This is a genomic window from Blautia glucerasea (genome assembly GCF_020537505.1).
In the GTDB taxonomy this organism is placed as follows: domain Bacteria; phylum Bacillota; class Clostridia; order Lachnospirales; family Lachnospiraceae; genus Blautia_A.
In genome coordinates this window covers 195,604-217,472 of the sequence record NZ_JAJBMO010000005.1, presented here as the reverse complement: position 1 = coordinate 217,472, position 21,869 = coordinate 195,604, and the positions used below count along the sequence as shown (strand labels likewise).

The 21,869-nt window shown below is 45.3% G+C and carries 16 protein-coding genes; 12 read left to right on the top strand and 4 right to left on the bottom strand.

The annotated features are described in order from the left end of the window. Positions 1-257 precede the first annotated feature (257 nt). The 3 genes from LIQ05_RS06685 to trmB form a co-directional block, all read right to left on the bottom strand. Entirely contained in the window at positions 258-4,256 is a 3,999-nt protein-coding gene (locus LIQ05_RS06685; protein ID WP_226819581.1) for an SNF2-related protein, read from the bottom strand. A 64-nt stretch (positions 4,257-4,320) separates the two neighbouring features. Further along, a complete protein-coding gene (locus tag LIQ05_RS06680; RefSeq protein ID WP_173716921.1) occupies positions 4,321-4,482 on the bottom strand; it encodes a hypothetical protein in 162 nt (53 codons plus the stop codon). 65 nt (positions 4,483-4,547) lie between these two features. Next, complete coding sequence (gene trmB / locus LIQ05_RS06675; RefSeq protein WP_226819569.1) at positions 4,548-5,201, bottom strand: tRNA (guanosine(46)-N7)-methyltransferase TrmB; 654 nt, start codon at positions 5,199-5,201, stop codon at positions 4,548-4,550. Positions 5,202-5,661: 460 nt separating this feature from the next. On the opposite strand from trmB, the gene LIQ05_RS06670 reads away from it, so the two are divergent. The 11 genes from LIQ05_RS06670 (at position 5,662) to LIQ05_RS06620 (ending at position 19,166) form a co-directional block, all read left to right on the top strand. Next, the gene (locus LIQ05_RS06670) at positions 5,662-5,982 is read left to right on the top strand and encodes a hypothetical protein (RefSeq protein WP_226819568.1); all 321 of its coding nucleotides are present in this window, start codon (positions 5,662-5,664) and stop codon (positions 5,980-5,982) included. After that, on the top strand, positions 5,982-7,025 hold the full coding sequence (locus LIQ05_RS06665) for a V0D/AC39 family V-type ATPase subunit (RefSeq protein WP_226819567.1): 1,044 nt from the start codon (positions 5,982-5,984) through the stop codon (positions 7,023-7,025). Before LIQ05_RS06670 ends, LIQ05_RS06665 begins: the two co-directional genes overlap by 1 nt. 18 nt (positions 7,026-7,043) lie before the next feature. Further along, a complete protein-coding gene (locus tag LIQ05_RS06660) occupies positions 7,044-9,014 on the top strand; it encodes a V-type ATP synthase subunit I (protein ID WP_226819566.1) in 1,971 nt (656 codons plus the stop codon). Positions 9,015-9,122: 108 nt separating this feature from the next. Beyond that, positions 9,123-9,554: an ATP synthase subunit C gene (locus LIQ05_RS06655; RefSeq protein WP_226819565.1), complete on the top strand. Its 432-nt coding sequence runs from the start codon at positions 9,123-9,125 to the stop codon at positions 9,552-9,554. A gap of 2 nt (positions 9,555-9,556) precedes the next feature. Then, positions 9,557-9,865 (top strand): V-type ATP synthase subunit F, encoded by a 309-nt coding sequence (locus tag LIQ05_RS06650; RefSeq protein WP_117851005.1) that lies wholly within the window; start codon positions 9,557-9,559, stop codon positions 9,863-9,865. A 17-nt stretch (positions 9,866-9,882) separates the two neighbouring features. Next, positions 9,883-10,470 carry a V-type ATP synthase subunit E gene (locus LIQ05_RS06645; RefSeq protein WP_226819564.1) on the top strand — a complete coding sequence of 196 codons (588 nt, stop codon included), beginning with the start codon at positions 9,883-9,885 and terminating at the stop codon, positions 10,468-10,470. Continuing rightward, positions 10,463-12,232 carry a V-type ATP synthase subunit A gene (locus LIQ05_RS06640; protein WP_148462112.1) on the top strand — a complete coding sequence of 590 codons (1,770 nt, stop codon included), beginning with the start codon at positions 10,463-10,465 and terminating at the stop codon, positions 12,230-12,232. The genes LIQ05_RS06645 and LIQ05_RS06640 overlap by 8 nt, the downstream gene beginning before the upstream one ends. An 18-nt stretch (positions 12,233-12,250) precedes the next feature. After that, a complete protein-coding gene (locus LIQ05_RS06635; protein ID WP_118579365.1) occupies positions 12,251-13,633 on the top strand; it encodes a V-type ATP synthase subunit B in 1,383 nt (460 codons plus the stop codon). Positions 13,634-13,650: 17 nt separating this feature from the next. Then, on the top strand, positions 13,651-14,271 hold the full coding sequence (locus tag LIQ05_RS06630; RefSeq protein WP_118579368.1) for a V-type ATP synthase subunit D: 621 nt from the start codon (positions 13,651-13,653) through the stop codon (positions 14,269-14,271). Between the two features lie 492 nt (positions 14,272-14,763). Then, a complete protein-coding gene (locus tag LIQ05_RS06625) occupies positions 14,764-16,779 on the top strand; it encodes a hypothetical protein (RefSeq protein ID WP_226819563.1) in 2,016 nt (671 codons plus the stop codon). 842 nt (positions 16,780-17,621) lie between these two features. Next, positions 17,622-19,166, top strand: coding sequence for an alanine/glycine:cation symporter family protein (locus tag LIQ05_RS06620; protein ID WP_226819562.1), 1,545 nt, complete (start codon positions 17,622-17,624; stop codon positions 19,164-19,166). Between the two features lie 49 nt (positions 19,167-19,215). Here the strand turns inward: LIQ05_RS06620 and LIQ05_RS06615 are convergent, their stop codons facing one another. Further along, a complete protein-coding gene (locus LIQ05_RS06615; protein ID WP_226819561.1) occupies positions 19,216-19,758 on the bottom strand; it encodes a hypothetical protein in 543 nt (180 codons plus the stop codon). Between the two features lie 452 nt (positions 19,759-20,210). On the opposite strand from LIQ05_RS06615, the gene guaA reads away from it, so the two are divergent. Continuing rightward, on the top strand, positions 20,211-21,788 hold the full coding sequence (gene guaA, locus LIQ05_RS06610; RefSeq protein ID WP_226819560.1) for a glutamine-hydrolyzing GMP synthase: 1,578 nt from the start codon (positions 20,211-20,213) through the stop codon (positions 21,786-21,788). Positions 21,789-21,869: the final 81 nt, after the last annotated feature.

Genomic DNA, 21,869 nt, shown 5'->3' with positions numbered 1-21,869 from the left:
ACATGTGTTGGTTTCCCGATACCTTTTGGATACGATAGGTTAGAAAAGCTAGTAAATATGCGGGATACCAACTACGTCACCCCCCCGTTGTTGTCGTTACTGTTTCTTTCTTCCCACTGCCAGTAACCAGCGATTTTGCAATGTATATTCACGTAGCCGCGCATTTCAGGAACGTTGCTCCGCGCGGCGGTGAATATACATTGTGAAATCGCGTACGGGGTAACGACCAACCCACAAAATAGCAATAATACTTTATTCTACAGCAATTCCAGAATATCCTCTCTGCTCATGCTGCCAAGCTGCCCCATGTCACCACTGATGATCTGCTCGGCGAGATCCTGTTTGGTTTCCTGGAGCTTTTGAATCTTTTCTTCAATGGTATTGCGGGCGATGAGCTTGTACACGGTAACTTTCTTCGTCTGACCGATGCGGTGGGCGCGATCAGTGGCCTGGTTCTGGACGGCCTGATTCCACCAGGGATCATAGTGGATAACCACATCTGCACCTGTCAGGTTCAGTCCCACGCCACCTGCCTTCAGGGAGATGAGGAATACAGGAGTGGTATCAGAATTAAACTGTTTCACAAGCTCCTGGCGTTTCTGCTTGGAGGTTTCACCTGTGATGATGTAATAAGGGATTCCCTCTTTTTCCAGTGCTGCCTGAAGAAGAGCCAGCATGGAAGTAAACTGGGAAAATAAAAGCATACGGTGCCCACCATCAATAGCACTCTGGATCAGCTGCATACAGCTCTCAGCCTTGGCAGATTCGCCGCGGTAATTTTCAAAACACAGAGAAGGAGAGCAGCAGATCTGCCGCAGCTTTGTCAGTTCAGCCAGGATCCATAATTTGCTCTTGTTAAATTCGCCCTCATCCTGCTGGGCGATTTTTTCTTTCATATGTACAACCTGGGCGTCATACAGCTTCTGCTGGGTGTCGTCAAATTTTACATAGCGGATTTCCTCCAGCTTTTCCGGAAGGTCTTTCAGAACATCCTCTTTCAGACGGCGCAGGACAAATGGAGCAACTATTTTCTGCAAACGTGTCATAGCAGCTTCATCATTGTTTTTTACGATTGGAGTTTCAAACTCTTTTTTAAATGTATCGTAACCATAAAGGAATCCTGGCATCAAATAGTCGAAAATGCTCCAAAGTTCGCTGAGACGGTTCTCAATTGGAGTACCTGTGAGTGCATAGCGGGTCTGGCTGTGGATTACCTTTACGGATTTGGCTGCTGCAGTTGTATGATTCTTGATATACTGCGCCTCATCAATGATCTGGTATAAAAATTCTTTTTCCTCATACTGGTCAATATCTCTTTTCAAAAGATCGTAAGAGGTAACCAGAACGTCGAAGTCTGTATATGTCTGAAGTCGCATCTGACGTTCAGAATGACTTCCTGTAATCAGGGAAACTTTCAGCTCCGGGGCAAATCTGGCAAGCTCTTCACCCCAGTTGAAAACAAGGGCGGCAGGAGCCACTACCAGGGATGTGCCGGTTTTGCCCTCCAGCTTCGCTGCAAGAAGGACTGCAATCACCTGTAAGGTTTTTCCAAGTCCCATGTCATCAGCCAGAATTCCGCCGAATTTCCATGCTTCCAGGGTGCGCAGCCATTTGTAGCCGTTTTTCTGGTATTTTCGCATGATTTTGGAAAGACTTTCCGGCTCTTCGAAATCCGCATCATTGATGGTCTTGAAACCTTTTACAATTTCGCGGAAATGACGGTCACGGTTGGTGTATATGTTTTCGTTGTTTTCCAGCATCTGGTCCAGATATAAGGTGCGGTATGCGGGAATGTGCATTTTTCCTTTGACAAATTCTTTTGGAGTGAGATGAAGTGTTTTCATCAGTCCTGCCAGCATTTCCAGATTCTGCTCCTGGAGATTGATGAATTCGCCGCTTTTCAGCTTGTAATATTTTTTCTTCAGCTGATAGCTTTTCAGGATATCCAGAAGCTCCTGGCTGGAGATATCATCCGTGGAAATATTCAGATCCAGGAGTCCGCCGGACACGGACACCCCAACGGAAACCTTTACAGTCTTTAAGGTATGTCGGCTGCGGAACCGGTTGGTGCAGCGTACTTCGCCAAGCTCCATGAGGGCGGCAGTTCCGGACTCCATGATCTGATAGCTCAGTTCTTCGTCATGATTGCAGTGAAGTACGTCAAAGTCGGGATCATAGTAAGGCAGCCATTCCATTGTCTGATCCAGAATGTTGTTTTCCAGAGGAAAATCACGGAACTGCTGGTCTGGGGAGATGTTCTCATGAAGTAAAAGCTTTCCTACAGAGAATTCCTTTTTTCCATAAAAGGCGCTTACCTTGCAGATAACGTTATCATTTTCCATGTCCAGATAAAATACGAAGTGCGCTTCAGGGGTGAGGTACTGCCTGAATTTCTCCGGATTTTCCTCCGTAATATCCGCCACCTCCTGAAGCTGAGGCAGCACATTGTGATAAAAATTAGACAATGTATTACGTCCCATCTGGAAGTGGAATTCTCCATTTCTGGAAAGCGCTGTCAATGGACGGACCTTTTCCATAAAGGCCGGTTCTGTTTTGCAGAAGCTGTCATCCTGAATAAAGTATGAAGAGTCCATACCCTGAAAAAGCTCTGGGATGTATCCCTTTACTGTGACACCGTCAAACTGCTTTTTATCCTTAGAGGCATCCAGAATCCGTATGGAAATCCGTGGATTCACTGTTTTGCAGTGAAGCTGGGCTTTTTTACGGGCTACATCCGGAGTTTTATCTTCAAAATCTATTTTCTCAATGCCGACATTGTCATAAAAACTGTCCAGACGCCAGCCAAAAAGATCCAGAGAATTTCCAACATTAAATTTTTGAGGCAAATAGATGCCGGAATTCTGGATTTTGTCTACAAACTGCTCTTCCTCGCGGACGATCCGGTCAATATAGCGGATCCATTTACGGCTCTCCTCTGTGAAATCCTGCGTTTTGTGGCTGATCTGGGTGCTGGTTCCATACTGAACGATCTCACCGTTGCGAACCTGGCGGCAGAAGTCATCCAGTTTTTTTACCACAAACATTTTGGAAGTTCCTACTTTAAAAGAAACGGAAAGTTTATTGCCATTCTGAGTCAGCCTTGGAATCAGGGAAACGCTTGGAGAAACCTGGGCCGGCGTTTCTTTCTGGCCATTTTTGATCTGTCCCATGCGGTAGGAGTTTAGCAGATAGTCTCCGTTCATGTCTGTGGCATCTGAAAAATTATTGTGGCTTACATAATCCCGAACATAAAAAGCCAGAGCAGCGGTATACTGGCATTTGGACTTATCAGAGTACCAGCCCCAGTATTTCCTGCTGCATTCCGGACATCCGCATCTTGCGTAAGTCACTTCTTCGTGGGAAAAAAGGAGTGTGACATCAAAATTATTTCTGCCAGTTTGGAAAGTTGCCTCCACCTGGCCAAGGCGCTGACCGTTCATCCTGTCGTAACCGCAGGAAATGTCAGAGACATTCATTTTCCCCTGGCGATAGATGGCTTCCCCGCTTTTTCGGTCTTTGGCAGTGAGTTTTAAGGATTCGAGAATTTTGTTGCCGTCAAAATAGCTGTAATTTTCCAGCTGTTGGATATTTCCTTCTAATGAGGAATCGTCGTCTGCGTCACTGTCATTTGGGAAACCGCCAAGAAGCTGGTACGTTTCGTTACGCTTTTGTTTTTCCAGCTCTTCCTGACGTTTGCGCTCTTCGAAAAGCTGCCGTTCTTTGGCTTCACGTTCTGCACGCAGCTTCTCCTGACGCTGGCGTTCCAGTTCTTCCTGTTTCTGCTGGGCGGCACGTCTTTTTGCTTTTTCCTGTTCTCGTTTCAGGCGGCGCTCTTCCATTTCTTTCTTTTTAGCTTCTTCCTGACGACGTTTTTTCTCTTCCTGAGTCTTTTTTGATTCGTCTATGAGGCGTTGTGCGTCCGCTGCGGTTTTCCGGGCTTCTTCCAGCAATTTCTTCAGTTCGTCTTTTTTCATTTGTTCGGCTTCCTTTTTGTATTGTTCAGCATGCTTCCGGGCTTCTTCTAAGCGTTGCTTTTCCAGGTCTTCTTCCTTGTTTTCTACAGCGTATAAAACAGCAGCAACATGTTCACAAAGTCCCATGCCTTTAGACATGGGACATTGGCAGCGGGTTCCTTTTATTTTTCTATCTCTTATCGAAAAAGAAACTTCATATCTTTTGGTGTCAAGAACACTTGCTGTGTATTTGTCATTATTTTCGGTTATGTTAATTACCCGTTTGTTTTGGTAAAGCGTCATTCCCTTATCCAGGGTAGTGGGCCAGAAGAATTTTTTCCATTCTATCATTTTTAATCAGGTACCTCTATGATTTTTCTTTGTCGTTTTTGTCCTTGGGAAACATGCTGTCCAGCAGTTTGGACAGTTCATTGGCATGCTTTTTTATGCTGGAGAAGGGATTGCTTCTGTTTTTATGTTCATAGCCAAATTGAGCAGCAAATTTTTGCAAAGATCTGGTTCGCTTCATATAAAAAACTCCTGCCAGATATTTCTTCCTTATAATATGAAAAGAAATACAGCAAGGTGAAACATTTAACGACGAATGATCATCTTACAGATCGGATTTCCCATAGAGGAAAATTTTTCTTCATATTCGGTCATTACATTTCCAATCATCATTTCTTCATTATGATGCAGGTCAAAGGTGTGTGCCTCCAGTTTCCATCCGGCTTCCGGAACTTCTTCCAGGGAAAAGTCGAACAGGCCTCGGTTGTCAGTTTTGAACTCGATGGTTCCGTCTTCTTTCAGAATCTTGTTGTAGCGGGCAAGGAATTCCCGGGAAGTAAGGCGGCGGGAAGCGTGGCGCGCCTTGGGCCATGGGTCAGAAAAGTTCAGGTAGATTCTGTCAACCTCCCCTTTCTCAAAAACGTCCGGAAGCAGGCGGGCGTCCATGCGCATGAATTTCAGGTTGGAAAGCTCCTGACCTTCTTCTGCCAGGGCTTCTTTTTTCTGGATGGCGCGGAGGAGTACGCTGTCGTACATTTCAATCCCGATGTAGTTGATCTCCGGGTGAAGCCTGGCCATATCCATAAGGAAGCGGCCTTTTCCCATGCCAACTTCCAGGTGGATGAGCTGATCCTGAGGGAAGACTTTGTCCCAGCTGCCCTTATTTTCCTGGGGATTCTGGATTACGTAAATACTTTCTTCAATGGCGTCTTTTGCGCCAGGTATATTTCTAAGTCGCATGAGTTCCTCCTGTAAATGCTTTTATAACTGTTTAAAAGCTGATTAAGTCAGCTAAGATCGTATCTATTCTTAATAACAAAACTACTATACATGATTTCCCAGTTTTCCGCAATAATATTGATATCACGATTTTCTACCCATGTCCGTGATAAATAAAACAAAAAACACCGTCACAGAAACAATTTCTGACCAAATTTGACTGAAAATGAGCTCCTGGGAAGGAAGGATAAAGGGGAACGATAGGTGAAAACAACGCACAAATATGCACTTTCTTCCAATTATAATTAATACGTGTACTGGCTATATATTTTTGCTATGATAGAATTTGAGAAGATTGTTAATTTTTAGTCAAATCATATGGAATTGTATTGAATTTTTGTGAAAATTTTAGGCAAAGTTTGACTGGTATTTTCATCAAAATGGGTGTAAGATACTTAAAACTTGAAAAAGGAGGGGAAAAATGGAACAGATAATCGGTAAGTTGTCCGAGATAGAGACCACTGCAGAGAGCATTATGAAGGATGCTGTGCAGAAGAAGAAAGCTCTTTCAGCTGAGATGGAAAGGCAGTCCAAGGAATTCGACACCCAGCTGGAGAAACAGACGGAAGAGCAGATTAAGGAAATTCGCCGGAATCTTGAAGGTGAGAAGGATAAGCGCCTGTCATCCCTGCGTGAGGACACCCAGAAATCCTTAAGTCAGCTTGACGCTTATTACGAGAAGAATCACGAACGCCTTTCCAGAGAAATTTTTGAAAAGATCATTCAGGAGGAAGTGATGTAATGGGAAGCGTTCTTTCCTACAGCGGAATTTCCACGAAAATACGCGCTATGAGCAGCCATCTGGTGACAGATGAACAGCTTCAGGAAATCGTCCGTTTTTCGGACGTTCCACAGGTAGTTTCCTATTTAAAGAAAACGCCGGAATATGTCAGTAAATGGTCAGACCTTGATGAGAACAACCTTCACCGAGGCGAGATTGAGAAGCTTCTGAAGAAATCTATTTTCGGAAATTTCTCCCGCATTTACAATTTTGCAAACAAGGAACAGCGCAAATTCCTGGCACTTTATTCCAAGCGCTACGAGATCCGTGTTCTGAAAGAGATTTTAACGAATCTTTTCGATCACAGAAGCACCAATCCTGTGGATATGAGTCCTTACCGCGACTTTTTCCTGCATCATTCCAAGCTGGATATTGACAGAGTGGCAGGTGCCGGAAATATGGATGAGTTCATGACAGCCCTGAAGGGCAATGAATTCTACGCTCCCCTTCAGAGCGTATATGAGAACGGCAATGGACTTTTATTTGACTACGGAATGGCTCTTGATCTTTATTATTTTAATCAGATTTGGAGTGTCCGCAAAAAGTTATTCAAGGGAAACGATCTGGACGAGATCACCAAGGCTTATGGTGAGAAGTTTGATATGCTGAACCTGCAGTTTATCTTGCGGTCCAAGCGTTATTACAAAATGGAGCCGGCAGCCATCTACGCACAGCTGATTCCCGTGAATTATAAACTAAAGAAAGAAGAAATCACAGCTCTGGTGGAAGCTACCAGCAAAGAAGAGGGTGAGCAGATCTTTTCCCGTACCTGGTATGGCAGGAAATATCAGCAGCTGAACCTGATCTCCATGGAGGAGCTTTATAATAGTCTGCTCCGTACCGTGCTTGAGAAAGAGGCTCGCAAGGATCCTTATTCAGTAGCTGTTTTGTATTCTTATCTTTACCACAAAGAGCATGAGGTAAACCGTCTGACCATCGCACTGGAGTGTGTTCGTTACCAGGTTGATCCGGACGAGGCAATGCGTTATGTTCACAACAATTAGTAACCCGGAGGTAGCAATGTGATTGAGAAAATGAAATTTGTCAGCATTACCGGGCCAAGAGAGGATATCGACCGAGTTGTAAATAATTACCTCAGCCGGTATGAGATTCATCTGGAGAATGCTCTTACTGAGCTCACAGATGTGAAGAATCTTTCTCCTTATCTTGAAATCAATCCTTATAAAGAAGCTTTAAGCACAGTCGGAAGCTTCTATGAAGAGGTTGAGAACCCGGAGCAGGCTTCTGCGAAGAAGCTTCCAATCGAAAAAGCTCTCTCTTTCGTACAGCAGATCAAAGATGAAGCGGATGTCCTTAACAAGACCCGTCAGGAACTGGAAGAGAAACGTGATTCTCTGGCAGAATCACTTCGTATTATCTATCCTTTCCGAAATGTAGACTTTGATGTGCAGTCAATCCTGAAAATGCGTTATATCCATTATCGTTTTGGACGGATCGAGAAAGATTATTTCGAAAAATTTAAAACCTACATTTATGACAATCTGGATACGATTTTCATTAAATGTGATGAGGATGACCGTTATATCTGGGGAATTTATTTTGTCCCCGCTCATGAAGCACAGCGGATCCATGCCGTATATTCTGCTATGCACTTTGAAAAAATCTTTGTACCGGATCAGTATGATGGAACTGCCAAAGCTGCATACACAGCACTTGAGGCGCAGTACAAGAAAACAATTGCAGATCTTGATGCGAACAAAGCGGCAAGAAAAGCTTTCTTCAGAAAAAATGCATCCGACATTGTTTCCTGCAAACATACACTTTCCCAGTTTTCAAGGAACTTTGATATCCGTAAACTGGCAGCATGCACACATGGGGACAATAAGGGAGAGGCAGCAGCCGATTATAAGCCGAAGGAACCATTTTATATCCTTTGTGGCTGGATGACAGAGAAGGATGCCAAAGCTTTCCAGAATGATATTTCCGGAGATTCCCGTATTTTCTGTCTGATTGATGAGAATGAGCAGGAGGATGCCCATAAGACACCGCCTACCAAGCTGAAGAATCCCAAGCTTTTCAAGCCTTTCGAAATGTACACCAAAATGTATGGCCTTCCGGCCTACGGAGAAATGGATCCAACCTGGTTTATTGCCCTTACTTATTCCTTTATTTTCGGAGCAATGTTCGGAGATGCCGGCCAGGGACTGGTTCTACTGATTGGAGGATTCCTTCTTTACAAGTTCAAGCATATTGATCTTGCGGGAATCATCAGCTGTGCAGGTATTTTTTCCACATTCTTCGGTTTCATGTTTGGCAGCTTTTTTGGATTTGAGGATATTATAGAGCCTGTATGGCTGCGGCCGATGGATGCCATGATGGAAGTACCTTTTATTGGAAAACTGAATACCGTATTTATTATTGCCATCGGCTTTGGTATGGGAATCATTCTTCTGTGTATGATTTTTAATATTATGAATTCCCTGAAGGCAAAGGATACAGAAAAGACATGGTTTGATACAAACTCAGTTGCCGGTCTTGTATTCTATGGCTCCGCAGTTGTTGTACTTGCTCTGTTTATGACAGGTCATAAACTTCCAGGCAGTATCGTTCTTTGCATTATGTTTATCCTTCCGCTGCTTGTAATGTTCTTAAAAGAGCCTCTTACAAACCTTGTGGAAAAGAAGCCGGCAGCTTTAGACGGCGGTGTGGGAATGTTTATTGTCCAGGGATTTTTCGAGATGTTCGAGGTCCTTCTGAGCTACTTCTCCAACACGCTTTCCTTTGTGCGTATCGGAGCTTATGCAGTCAGCCATGCAGCTATGATGCAGGTTGTGCTGATGCTGGCAGGTGCGGAGAATGGAAACCCGAACTGGGTAGCAATCGTTCTTGGAAATATTTTCGTATGTGCTCTTGAGGGACTGATTGTTGGTATTCAGGTACTGAGACTTGAGTATTACGAGATGTTCAGCCGTTTCTACAAGGGAAGCGGAAGAAAATTCGAGCCTTTCCGTTCTGATGCGGAGGCGAAATAGACTGCCGTCTGGTAGTGATTATAAAATATATTCTGTGAAATGTTTATCACATGTCCCGACGATAAGCGGTGACATTACAAATGTTAAAACACGAGGAGGTCAATTATCATGACAGTTATGACACAGATTATCTTAGCAGTAGCGCTTGTATTAAGCATTATCGTTCCATTTGGTTATTATTTCATCGGCGAGAAGAGCCGTGGACGTTACAAAGCAACAATCGCAACAAATGCATTTTTCTTCTTTGGTACCATGTTAGTAGCAGCAATGGTTATGTTTGCAGGAAGCTCTTCTGTACAGGCGGCAACAGGCGCTGATGCAGGTATTGCAACAGGTCTTGGATATATTGCAGCAGCTCTTGTTACAGGTCTTTCCTGTATCGGTGGTGGTATTGCCGTAGCCAGTGCGGCAAGTGCAGCTCTTGGTGCAATCAGCGAGGATCAGAGCATTCTTGGTAAATCTCTTATCTTCGTAGGTCTTGCCGAAGGTGTTGCTCTTTATGGTCTGATCATTTCCTTCATGATCATCGGTAAATTATAATTATGAAAATGTTTTTGATCAGTGACAACATCGATACCTGCACAGGGATGAGACTGGCAGGTGTGGAAGGCGTTGTAGTCCATGAGCGTGACGAACTGAAGGACGCCCTGGAAAAAGCGATCGCCAACAAAGAAATCGGGATCCTTCTCCTGACCGAGAAATTCGGCCGGGAGTTTCCCCAGATCGTGGACGATGTAAAGCTGAACCATAAAACGCCTTTGATCATCGAAATCCCTGACAGGCATGGTACAGGCCGCAAACCTGATTTTATTACCGGATATGTTAACGAAGCCATTGGCTTAAAGTTATAGGCAGGAGAAGACCAAGCATGACAATTGAAGAAAAACTGCAGCATTTCTATGACACTTCCGTACAGGAAGCCCAGACAGAGGCTGAGAATACACTGGAAGCCCATAAGAAGAATCTGGAAGAAATGCTTGAAAAGCATAAAGAATCAAGAAAAATGGATGCCGAGGCACAGATCAAGGCAGAGACAGAAAATGCTACCCGCGAGGTAAACAAGGCACTTTCTGCTGAGCAGCTGACTTTAAGACGTGACTGGACAGCCAAACAGAATGAGCTTAGAAATGAGCTTTTTGTAGAGGTTAAGAATCATCTGGAGGACTTTATGGAGAGCCCTGAATATCAGGATTATCTTTGTACAAGAATCCAGAAGGCAAGAGAATTTGCGGGAAATGATGAAATCTGCATCTATCTTTCCCCGGAAGATACAGCATTACAGCGTTCTATCGTTGCAAAGACAGGATTTACAGTTGAGATTTCCAAGGAGCCGTTTATGGGCGGTATCAAAGCTACCATCCCGGCGAAAAATATCCTGATCGACAATTCTTTCATGAGCGCTTATGAGAAGCTGAAAAAAGAATTCAAATTTGACGGAGGGCTGAGCCATGAATAAAACAGGTATTATCTACGGCGTTAACGGTCCTGTTATTTATCTGAAAGGCGACCCGGGATTTAAGATTTCCGAGATGGTTTATGTTGGACCTGAGAAGCTGGTCGGTGAGGTCATTGGTCTGAAAAAGGGCATGACTACCGTACAGGTTTTCGAGGAGACAACAGGACTGAAGCCAGGCGATACAGTAATGGGAACAGGCGATGCTATTTCCGTTCTTCTGGGACCTGGAATCATTCATAACATTTTCGATGGTATCCAGCGTCCTCTGGAGGAGATTGCAAAATCCTCCGGAAAATATATTTCTCGTGGTGTCAGTGTTGATTCCCTTGATACTGCTAAGAAATGGGATGTTCATGTAACTGTTAAAGTTGGAGATATGGTAAGTGCAGGTACTATCATTGCCGAGACTCAGGAAACAGCTTCCATTCTTCATAAATCCATGGTTCCGCCAACAATCGGAGAGGCTGAGGTTATCAAGGCAGTTCCGGACGGAGCATATACTATTCTTGATCCGATTGTAACGGTTCGTCTTTCTGACGGCAGCGAGCGTGACATCGCTCTTGCACAGAAATGGCCCATCCGTGTGCCAAGACCTACCTACAAACGTTTCCCTGCAAGCGTACCGCTGGTAACCGGACAGCGTATCCTGGATACCCTTTTCCCAATTGCAAAAGGTGGTACAGCTGCGATCCCTGGAGGTTTCGGTACTGGAAAAACCATGACACAGCACCAGATTGCAAAGTGGTCTGATGCAGATATCATCATCTATATTGGATGTGGTGAGCGTGGAAACGAGATGACACAGGTCCTTGAGGACTTCAGTAAACTGATCGACCCGAAATCCGGAAACCTGATGATGGACCGTACCACTCTGATTGCCAATACATCAAACATGCCTGTTGCAGCCCGTGAGGCTTCTATTTATACAGGTGTTACACTGGCTGAGTATTATCGTGACATGGGTTATGACGTTGCCATCATGGCAGACTCCACTTCCCGTTGGGCCGAGGCTCTTCGAGAGTTATCCGGACGTCTGGAGGAAATGCCTGCCGAGGAAGGTTTCCCGGCTTATCTGGCTTCCAAGCTTTCCGCTTTCTATGAGCGAGCTGGTATGATGCAGAACTTAAATGGAACCGAAGGTTCCGTATCTATTATCGGTGCGGTTTCCCCACAGGGTGGTGATTTCTCCGAGCCTGTTACACAGAATACCAAGCGTTTCGTCCGCTGCTTCTGGGGACTGGATAAATCTCTGGCTTATGCCCGTCATTTCCCGGCTATCCACTGGCTCACAAGCTATAGTGAGTACCTGGAGGATTTAAGCCCATGGTACAGAGATAATGTTTCCGCTAAATTTGTAAGCGACCGTAATCAGCTGATGGCGATTCTGAACCAGGAGAGCTCTCTGATGGAAATCGTTAAGCTGATCGGTAGTGATGTTCTTCCGGATGATCAGAAGCTGACTCTGGAGATCGCAAGGGTTATCCGTCTTGGATTCCTTCAGCAGAATGCGTTCCATGCAGAGGATACCTGTGTACCGATGAGCAAGCAGTTCAATATGATGGAGATCATCCTTTATCTGTACGAGAAGTGCCGCTCCCTTGTAAATCAGGGAATGCCGGTTTCCGTACTGAAGGAGGATAATATTTTTGAGCGTGTCATTGCTATCAAATATGATGTTCCGAATAACAAACCTGAGATGTTTGACCAGTATAAGGCTGACATCGACAGATTCTACGATAACGTATTAGAGAGAAACGGCTGATAGGGAGGTAAGTTTTTTATGGCAATCGAATATTTAGGCCTTAGTGAAATAAACGGCCCTCTTGTAGTTCTGGAAGGCGTTAAAAACGCTTCCTATGAGGAAATCGTCTCCTTCCGTATGGATGACGGTACCGAAAAGCTTGGCCGTATCATTGAAATATACGAAGATAAAGCAGTAATTCAGGTTTTCGAGGGTACAGATAATATGTCCCTTGGAAACACTCATACACGTCTTAGTGGTCATCCTATGGAAATCGGGCTTTCCCCGGAAATCCTGGGACGTACCTTTAACGGTATTGGACAGCCTATCGATGGTCTTGGTGAGATCACACCGGAGGTGAGCCTGAACATCAATGGACTGCCACTGAACCCGGTTACCCGTGAGTATCCGCGTAACTACATCAATACCGGTATTTCCGCAATTGATGGTCTGACCACCCTGATCCGTGGACAGAAGCTTCCGATTTTCTCTGGAAACGGTCTTCCTCATGATAAGCTGGCTGCACAGATCGTGCGTCAGGCTTCTCTGGGCGCTGATTCTGATGAGAATTTCGCCATTGTGTTTGCTGCAATGGGTGTTAAGTATGATGTTGCAGAGTTTTTCCGCAGAACCTTTGAGGAGAGCGGTGCTTCCGATCACGTTGTTATGTTCCTGAACCTGGCAAATGACCCTACTGTTGAGCGTCTTCTGACTCCGAAGATCGCCCTGACTGCAGCAGAGTATCTTGCTTTTGAAAAAGGTATGCATATTCTGGTTATTCTTACAGATATCACTTCTTTCTGTGAGGCAATGCGTGAGGTTTCTTCTTCCAAAGGTGAGATTCCTTCCCGTAAAGGTTATCCTGGATATCTTTACAGTGAGCTTGCTACTTTATATGAGCGTGCAGGTATTGTTTCCGGTGGTACAGGTTCTGTTACACAGATCCCGATTCTGACCATGCCTAATGATGATATTACCCATCCGATCCCTGACCTTACCGGTTACATTACTGAGGGTCAGATTGTTCTGGACAGACAGCTTCATGGACAGGGTATTTACCCGCCAATCAATGTTCTGCCGTCTCTTTCCCGTCTGATGAAGGATGGTATTGGTGAGGGCTTCACAAGAGCGGACCATCAGGACGTTGCCAACCAGCTGTTTTCCTGTTATGCAAAGGTTGGAGATGCCAGAGCCCTTGCTTCTGTTATTGGTGAGGATGAGCTTTCTCCTCTGGATAAGAAGTATCTGCAGTTTGGTAAGGCATTTGAGGCTGAGTTTGTCGGTCAGACAGATACAGAGAACAGAAGTATTATCGATACTCTGAATAAGGGCTGGGAGCTTCTTGGTATGCTTCCGAAGGATGAGCTTGACCGTATTGATACCAAGATTCTGGATCAGTATTATCACGAGACTACCAAATAAAGAGTGAGGTGACTTGAATGGATCCGAATACCTTTCCTACCAAGGGTAATTTAATTCTGGCTAAGAATTCACTTGCTCTTTCCCGTCAGGGTTATGAACTGATGGATAAGAAGCGTAATATTCTGATTCGTGAGATGATGAATTTGGTTGATCAGGCGAAGGATATCCAGGGACAGATTGATGAGACGTTCCGAACTGCGTATGAGGCTTTGCAGAAAGCGAATATGGAGATGGGTATCGCGTTTGTGGATCAGATTTCCCATACGGTGCCGGTGGAGAATTCTATTCGTATTAAGACACGTAGTGTTATGGGTACGGAGATTCCGCTGGTGGAGTATGATAAGTCGGGAAATGTGCCGACATATGCTTATTATAGTACGAAGATGTCTCTGGATGAGGCGAAGGCGGCTTTTGAGAGAGTGAAGGAGCTTTCCATTAAGCTGTCTATGATTGAAAATTCGGCGATTCGGCTGGCTAGCAATATTAAGAAGACGCAGAAGAGGGCGAATGCGCTGAAGAATATTACGATTCCGAAGTTTGAGGCTCTGACGAAGGATATTTCCAATGCTTTGGAGGAGAAGGAAAGAGAGGAATTTACCAGACTTAAGGTTATTAAGAGAATGAAGCAGGGTGCGTGATGGCGCCCTGTTTTTTTTGTGGGGAGGGACGTGAGAGGAAGGGGTGGCCGGCTGGGAGCGATGCCAAAATGGGCGTTTGACTGCGTCGCCTATTGTCAGGGAGAATTGCAAACTCGCCCTTGCAGGGCTCAGACAGTGCAATTCTCCCTGACGCTATACTCGTCAAACGCCCATTTTGGCAAAGCCCCCAGCCAGCCACCCCTTCCTCTCACTGTGTACTGGCTGGGGGGGGGGAAAAACAGGACGGCGGCTGCGGGGGGAGTAGGTGGTGGGCGGGAGGGAGTGACGCAGCGCCTGGGAACTAGAGGGGGGAGTTCACAGTTTGTTACGGGGTCGACCTTAGAATGAACACAGATTTCCCATTAATTGAACACATTTTGTCTGTATATTATTAGACATAAGGAACACAAAAACAAAATGATCCGGACGGGGAAGGAAATGAGGGCTTCGGAGGGGTCAGGGAATATGAATATAGAAAGGAAATGAATGGGTATGAAACGTAGATATTTAGCAGTTTTAATGGGAATTATGGTAGCAACAACTTCTGTTCCGGCTATGGTTTATGCGGAGGATAGTAAGACGGAGGCGGCTGCGGATGCAGCGAATGATGAAAGTGGTGAGGCGGATGCTTCGGGTGAGAATGGCGATGAGAGTCAGGAGAATGTGGTACTTGGTGAGGTTAAGTCGGTTTCTGATTCGGAGATTACCATTGCGGTTGGGACTATGAAAGAGATGGGCCAGCCTGGTGGAGATGGACAGAATGGCGGAGCACCGGATGGAAACGGCCAGGGTGGTGAGGCACCTTCTATGTTGGATCTGACTGGCGAGGAGCAGACGATCACAATTACTGCAGATACAGTGATCACAAAGCAGGCAGGCGGTATGCAGCCTGGCGGAGATGGACAGAATGGCGGTGCGCCGGATGGTCAGCCTGGCGGAAATAGTCAGGATGGAGAGGCACCGGAGAAGCCAGATGGAGATCAGAATGGCGGAGCACCAGACAGTGACGGACAGTCAGCAGAGGCTGAGGAGATTTCACTTTCTGACATTCAGGAAGGGGATATCGTTTCTATCACTTTAGATGAGGATGGAAATGCTGCTTCCATTACGGTAATGTCTATGGAAATGGGCGGTCAGGGTCAGCCTGGCGGTGATGGACAGGGTGCTCCAGGACAGGGAGGTCCTGGTGGACAGTCCCAGGGTGTGGACAGTTATACTGCAGCAAATGAGTATACAGAAGATACAACTGTATCAAATGAGACAATTGAATCAACTGGAACTGACGAGAATGCAGCACTGATCTCTTCCGGTGCAAGCGTTACTCTTGACAATGATACCATTACAAGAACTTCTGAGGACAGCAAGGGCGGAGACAATTCCAGTTTCTATGGTGTAGGTGCAGCGGTTCTGGCAACAGATGGTACTGCTTATGTGAAAGACGGCAGCGTGACTACAGACGCAGCAGGCGGCGCAGGGCTTTTTGCATATGGTGATGGAACTGTATATGCTTCTGGTACAACTGTGAAAACCACACAGGATACCTCAGGTGGTGTTCATGTAGCCGGCGGCGGTACTCTTTATGGCTGGGATCTGAATGTGGAGACGAACGGTGAGTCCTCCGCAGCAATCCGAAGCGACAGAGGCGGCGGAACCATGGTGATCGATGGTGGAAATTATGTTTCCAACGGTGTTGGTTCTCCTGCTATTTACAGTACAGCAGATATTGCGGTAAGCAACGCAAGCCTGACTGCAAATGGTTCTGAGGCAATCTGTATTGAAGGTCTGAATTCCATTCACCTGTATGATTGTGATCTGACTGGTAACATGAGTGATCTGGATCAGAATGACAATACCTGGACGGTAATTCTTTACCAGAGCATGTCTGGTGACTCTGAGGTCGGCAACAGTACTTTCCAGATGAACGGTGGCAGTCTGACTTCTGGGAACGGCGGTGTATTCTATACCACCAATACAGAGAGTACCATTACTTTAAGCAATGTAGATATTACCTACAATGATGATAATGAGTTTTTCCTGCAGTGCACAGGCAACACCAACCAGAGAGGCTGGGGACAGTCCGGAGCTAACGGAGCTGACTGCCACTTTACCGGTATCAGCCAGGATATGCAGGGAAATGTGATCTGGGATTCCATCAGTAACCTGGATTTCTATCTCACAGAGGGCAGCAGTCTGACAGGTGCTGTTGTGGATGATGAGAGCTATGCAGGCGAAGGTGGAGCTGGATACTGCAACGTGTATGTAAGCGCAGATTCCACCTGGACTGTAACTGGTGACAGTACCGTTTCCTCTCTGGAAAATGAGGGAACCATCATAGACAGCGAAGGAAAAACTGTAACCATTCAGGGTACAGACGGAACTGTTTACGTACAGGGCGACAGCGGGTACACCATCACAACTGGCTCCTACAGCGACACTGCAGATCTGTCCGGAGCAACTGTTATCCAGGATCAGAGTGCCTATACAGTTGAGAAACCAGATCAGCTTTAAGATTTCTGAAATATAATAAAACACCCTCAAGCAAATAATATTAATTTAGCAGCCCCATTTTTACAGGATAAATGTAAAGATGGGGCTGTTTCTTTCTTCCCTCTGCCAGTAACCAGCGATTTTGCAATGTATATTCATGTAGCCGCGCATTTCAGGAGCGGTTTTAGTGGAGGCGAGATCCGATAGTTACGAAGACTTAGGCGAGAGGGCTCTCCCGAGCGCCTTAGTCGTAGTTACCAGCTAGCTTGCCGGAACGTTGCTCCGCGCGGCGGTGAATATACATTGTGAAATCGCGTACGGGGTAACGACCAACCCACAAAATAGCAATTATGTGCATAAAAAAATCCCCCTAAAAAGAAGGAGGGCCGGACCTGTTGGTCCGGCAAGTATGAAAAAGAAAAAGTTGATTGCTAATCTATGTAAAAAAGCTTTCGCTTTATTTGTTTATTAATATACGCAGAATTTGTGATGAATCTGTGAGAAGGAGTTGAAAAAAGTATGATGAAAATCTAAAGAACTTATAAACTCAGATATGGTAAGGTCGCGGGCTAGTGACATGTCTATTTTGGAAAATGCCTGTGGAAAAATGAAAATATAACACTTTTTGCAATATATCTCCCATAAAAAACAATAGATTATATGGAAAAATTCTATATAATAGAAAGTAACAATGCAAGTCGCAAGAAGACACAAGCGAATAGTCTGAAAAAATTGCCGCTAAAATGACTAAGGTAACTGCTGTTGAAGGAAGGATACCTTAATTTAGCAAACACAATTGTCAGGCAAAACGGTTTTTATTGCGGGGAAAGCAGAAATCAGACCGTAAAAGGGGAGGTATGAGTATGCAAGGTGTTTTTGAGGCAATCAATGGTGTATTTGGGTTTATAGGTCCGCTGTCGGATCTGTTGTGGGATTTTCCTACGAATTGCGAATGGTATCGGAATATTCCGATTTTGGGAAATATTTCACTGGCAATCATCGTGCTGCTTGGATCCGGCATTTTTTTCACCATTAAGCTGGGATTTATCCAGGTAACATATTTCAAAAAAGGAATTCACCTTCTCGCAGAGAAACGTTCCGTTAAGACAGGAATCACTCCGCTGGCAGCCTTTCTGCTAAGTGCAGCCATGCGTGTTGGTCCCGGAAATATTATCGGCGTTACAGGCGCTATTGCAGTAGGCGGTCCGGGAGCCCTGTTCTGGATGTGGATCTCCGCATTTTTCGGGATGGCAGTAGCCTATATGGAAGCCGTTCTGGCGCAGATCTTTAAGGAGAAAAAAGACGATGAGTTCGTAGGCGGACTCCCATTTTATGGAAGAAAGCTTCTTGGAAACAGCGTTGGAATCGGTGTGTTTTTGTCCATTCTTTACATTCTTTATGCGCTGTGCTGCCTGCCAGCCCAGGGCTTTAATGTAGTTTCTTCTGTAGGAAGAATGGCAGAAATCCTTACGGGAAAAACAATTGCAGCAGATTCCCTGTTTTACTATGTTGCAGGTGCGCTGATCATCATCCTTACTGCAGTTGTCGCATTCGGCGGAATCAAAAAGGTATCCAAATGGACCGACATGATGGTACCGGTAATGGCAGTGCTGTATATCCTGGTGGTAGTGGTACTGATCATTTTGAATGTGGGACAGATCCCATACTTCTTCACATCTGTATTTGGCGGAGCATTTAAGCCACAGGCATTCTTTGGTGGAGCTATGGGAACGGTTTTGGCACAGGGTGTGAAACGAGGCCTGATGTCAAACGAGGCTGGACAGGGAACCATCACAATGTCAGCCGCAGCAGCAGATGCAAAACATCCCTGCGAGCAGGGAATCCTGGCTTCTCTTGGTGTTTTCCTGGATACCATTGTAATCTGTACACTGACCGGTTTCGTAGTAGTTATGGCTCACTGCTGGACTGGCGAAGGCGCTGAGGCATGGGCGGCTCTTGATAAATTACCGAAATTTACAGAGTCTATTGCAGTGCTTACACCAGGCACATCCATGAATGCGGTCATGACATTTCTGGTGACTTTATGCTTCGGACTGTTTGCTTTTACCTGCCTTCTGGGAATGATCAGTTTCTCCGAAATCGCAGCAAACCGTATCCGAAAAGACGCAGTCTGCATCAACATTGTGCGCTGCATCGCCCTGTTTGTGGCTGCATTTGGAATACTTTGCAACCTTGCAGGGCTGGAGCTTGGAAACCTTTGGGCGTTCTCTGATCTGGGAAATATTCTGATCGTGTACTTCAACGTTCCCATTGTTTTCATAGGTGCGAAATGCGTATTTAAGGCGACAAAGCATTATAAAAAAAATGATGGAACACCATTTGATTCCAGCGTGGCAGGAAGAGATGACTGCGTATATTGGGATGAGAAAAAGAAGGAAAAGCATTGAGGAAGGTTTAATCATTACTGCTTTTCATGTGCCGTGAAGAGGGGCAATATTAGGATTTAATCTGCAATTCCGAAAGTGATGTCATATCCCTTGTTATCCATAGTGGATTTACCGGCCTGTTTCTGGCAGGAAAGAATCTCATCCATACGTTTGCACTGGGTATCGGCTGAGATAACCGCGGAAAGATCCTGCAGCGCAACCTGGGATCGTACATTCCGGACACAACCAGCAGGTACATGAAGAAGGTGAGGGCATCTTTTAACTGAAACTGTGGTTCTCCGGCATAAGCATACCTCATTAAAGTGGTGGTCAGAGTCGGGGGATGATGGTATAAAAGAACAAAAAGCATGCCAGGGAGAGCAAAGCCCACTGTGTGCCAGCCATAGGAGAAGATTCCCTCAGCCTTGGAAAAATCAGGCTTTACGCGAAGCACTTTATGCATGATCCGACAGATGCAATAAAATGGCACAAGTGCGGCCAGAGCACTGATTCCGGCAAAAAACACGGAAAGAATGCTTAAGTACTTGTAGTTGCCCGCAAAAACAAACAGCTGTTTTAGCAGGCTTGGTTGTTTTTCATTTTTCTGTTCCATTTGGTTCACCTTTTGAAATTGTATTTATAGATAACAAATCCCATTGAAAATATTAGAACAAACTAGCAATGGTTTTGAATGCATAATAACATAATGATTTTTTTAGCAATGAGATTTGTGGAGAATATTTATTAACAATGCGACAAAAATTTTATACTGCGAAGAAAATTTGCCGTTGTAAAAGTTGAGATACTCATTTATAATGGGAAGAAGATTCAAGGTTACTGTTTGCGGGAAAGTTTTTTCCAAGTGAGCAGTAACGATTACAATGGTTGCTATTTACTACGCTTACAGCAACACGCTTCGCGATACACTGAAATCATGCATTCGCATGATTTCGCGCCGAGAACCTCGGATTTTCTGTGAGCTTTGGTCACAAAAAACACCTCGCGGGATGTTACCAACGAATAGCAGCTTCTAAAGATACTTATAGGGAAAACAGGAGGATAACCTTGAAGAAAGAATTAGTTATTGTCATTGATTTTGGTGGTCAGTACAATCAGCTGGTTGCAAGACGTGTCAGAGAATGTAATGTATATTGCGAAATCTACTCTTACAAGACCGATCTTGAGAAGATCAAAGCCATGAATCCGAAGGGAATCATTCTCACTGGCGGACCGAACAGCTGCTACGAGGCGGATTCACCTACTTACCAGAAGGAGCTGTTTGAGCTTGGTATTCCGGTTCTTGGACTTTGCTACGGCGCACAGCTTATGATGCATGTGCTGGGCGGTAAAGTTGAGAAAGCAGACGTCAGCGAATACGGCAAGACAGAACTGCTGGTTGATAAAACAGACTCCAGAATTTTCAAAGGGGTATCAGAGAAAACAATTGTCTGGATGAGTCATACCGATTACATTTCAAAGCAGGCGCCGGGATTTGAGATTTCTGCGCATACAGCAGACTGTCCGGTAGCAGTTGCAGAAAATGAAGAGAAAAAGCTGTATGCGATCCAGTTCCATCCGGAGGTTCTTCACACAGTAGAAGGAAAGACCATGTTATCTAATTTCGTACTGGGCGTATGTGAATGTGCCGGAGATTGGAAAATGGATGCGTTTGTTGAGCACACGATCCAGGAAATCCGTGAGAAAGTGGGCGATGGCAAGGTGCTTCTGGCACTGTCAGGCGGTGTTGATTCCTCCGTGGCAGCAGGACTTCTTTCCAGAGCGATTGGCAAACAGCTGACCTGTGTATTCGTAGACCACGGTCTTCTCCGTAAAGATGAAGGAGACGAAGTAGAAGGCGTATTTGGTCCAAATGGACAGTTTGACCTGAACTTTATTCGTGTAAATGCACAGCAGAGATATTATGATAAACTTGCAGGAGTTACTGAGCCAGAGGCGAAGCGTAAGATCATTGGCGAGGAATTTATCCGTATCTTTGAAGAAGAAGCGAAGAAGATAGGTGCTGTTGATTTCCTGGCACAGGGAACTATCTATCCGGATGTGGTAGAGAGTGGCCTTGGCGGAGAGTCCGCAGTAATTAAGTCTCACCACAATGTAGGTGGACTTCCAAAGCATGTTGATTTCAAAGAGATCATTGAGCCACTCCGTGACCTTTTCAAAGACGAAGTCCGTAAAGCCGGACTGGAGCTTGGAATTCCGGAGAAGCTGGTATTCCGTCAGCCATTCCCAGGCCCAGGACTTGGAATCCGTATTATTGGTGAAGTTACCGCTGAGAAGGTCCGCATCGTACAGGATGCTGATTTCATCTACCGCGAAGAAATCGACAAAGCCGCAGCCGCTTACAAAGAAGAGACCGGCAGTGAGCCATCCTGGATGCCGAACCAGTACTTCGCAGCCCTTACCAATATGCGAAGCGTAGGCGTTATGGGTGATTTCAGAACATACGATTATGCAGTAGCACTTCGTGCCGTAAAGACCATCGACTTTATGACCGCAGAAGCATCCGAGATTCCGTATGAGGTGCTGAATAAGGTGATGAACCGTATTATCAACGAAGTAAAAGGAGTAAACCGCATATTCTACGATCTGACCAGTAAGCCACCGGGTACGATTGAGTTTGAATAAAAAAATGGAGCTCGGAAATCCAGCATTTATGCGGGTTTCCGGGCTCTTACGATGTGGTTTGAGTACAGATTGAGTACAAAA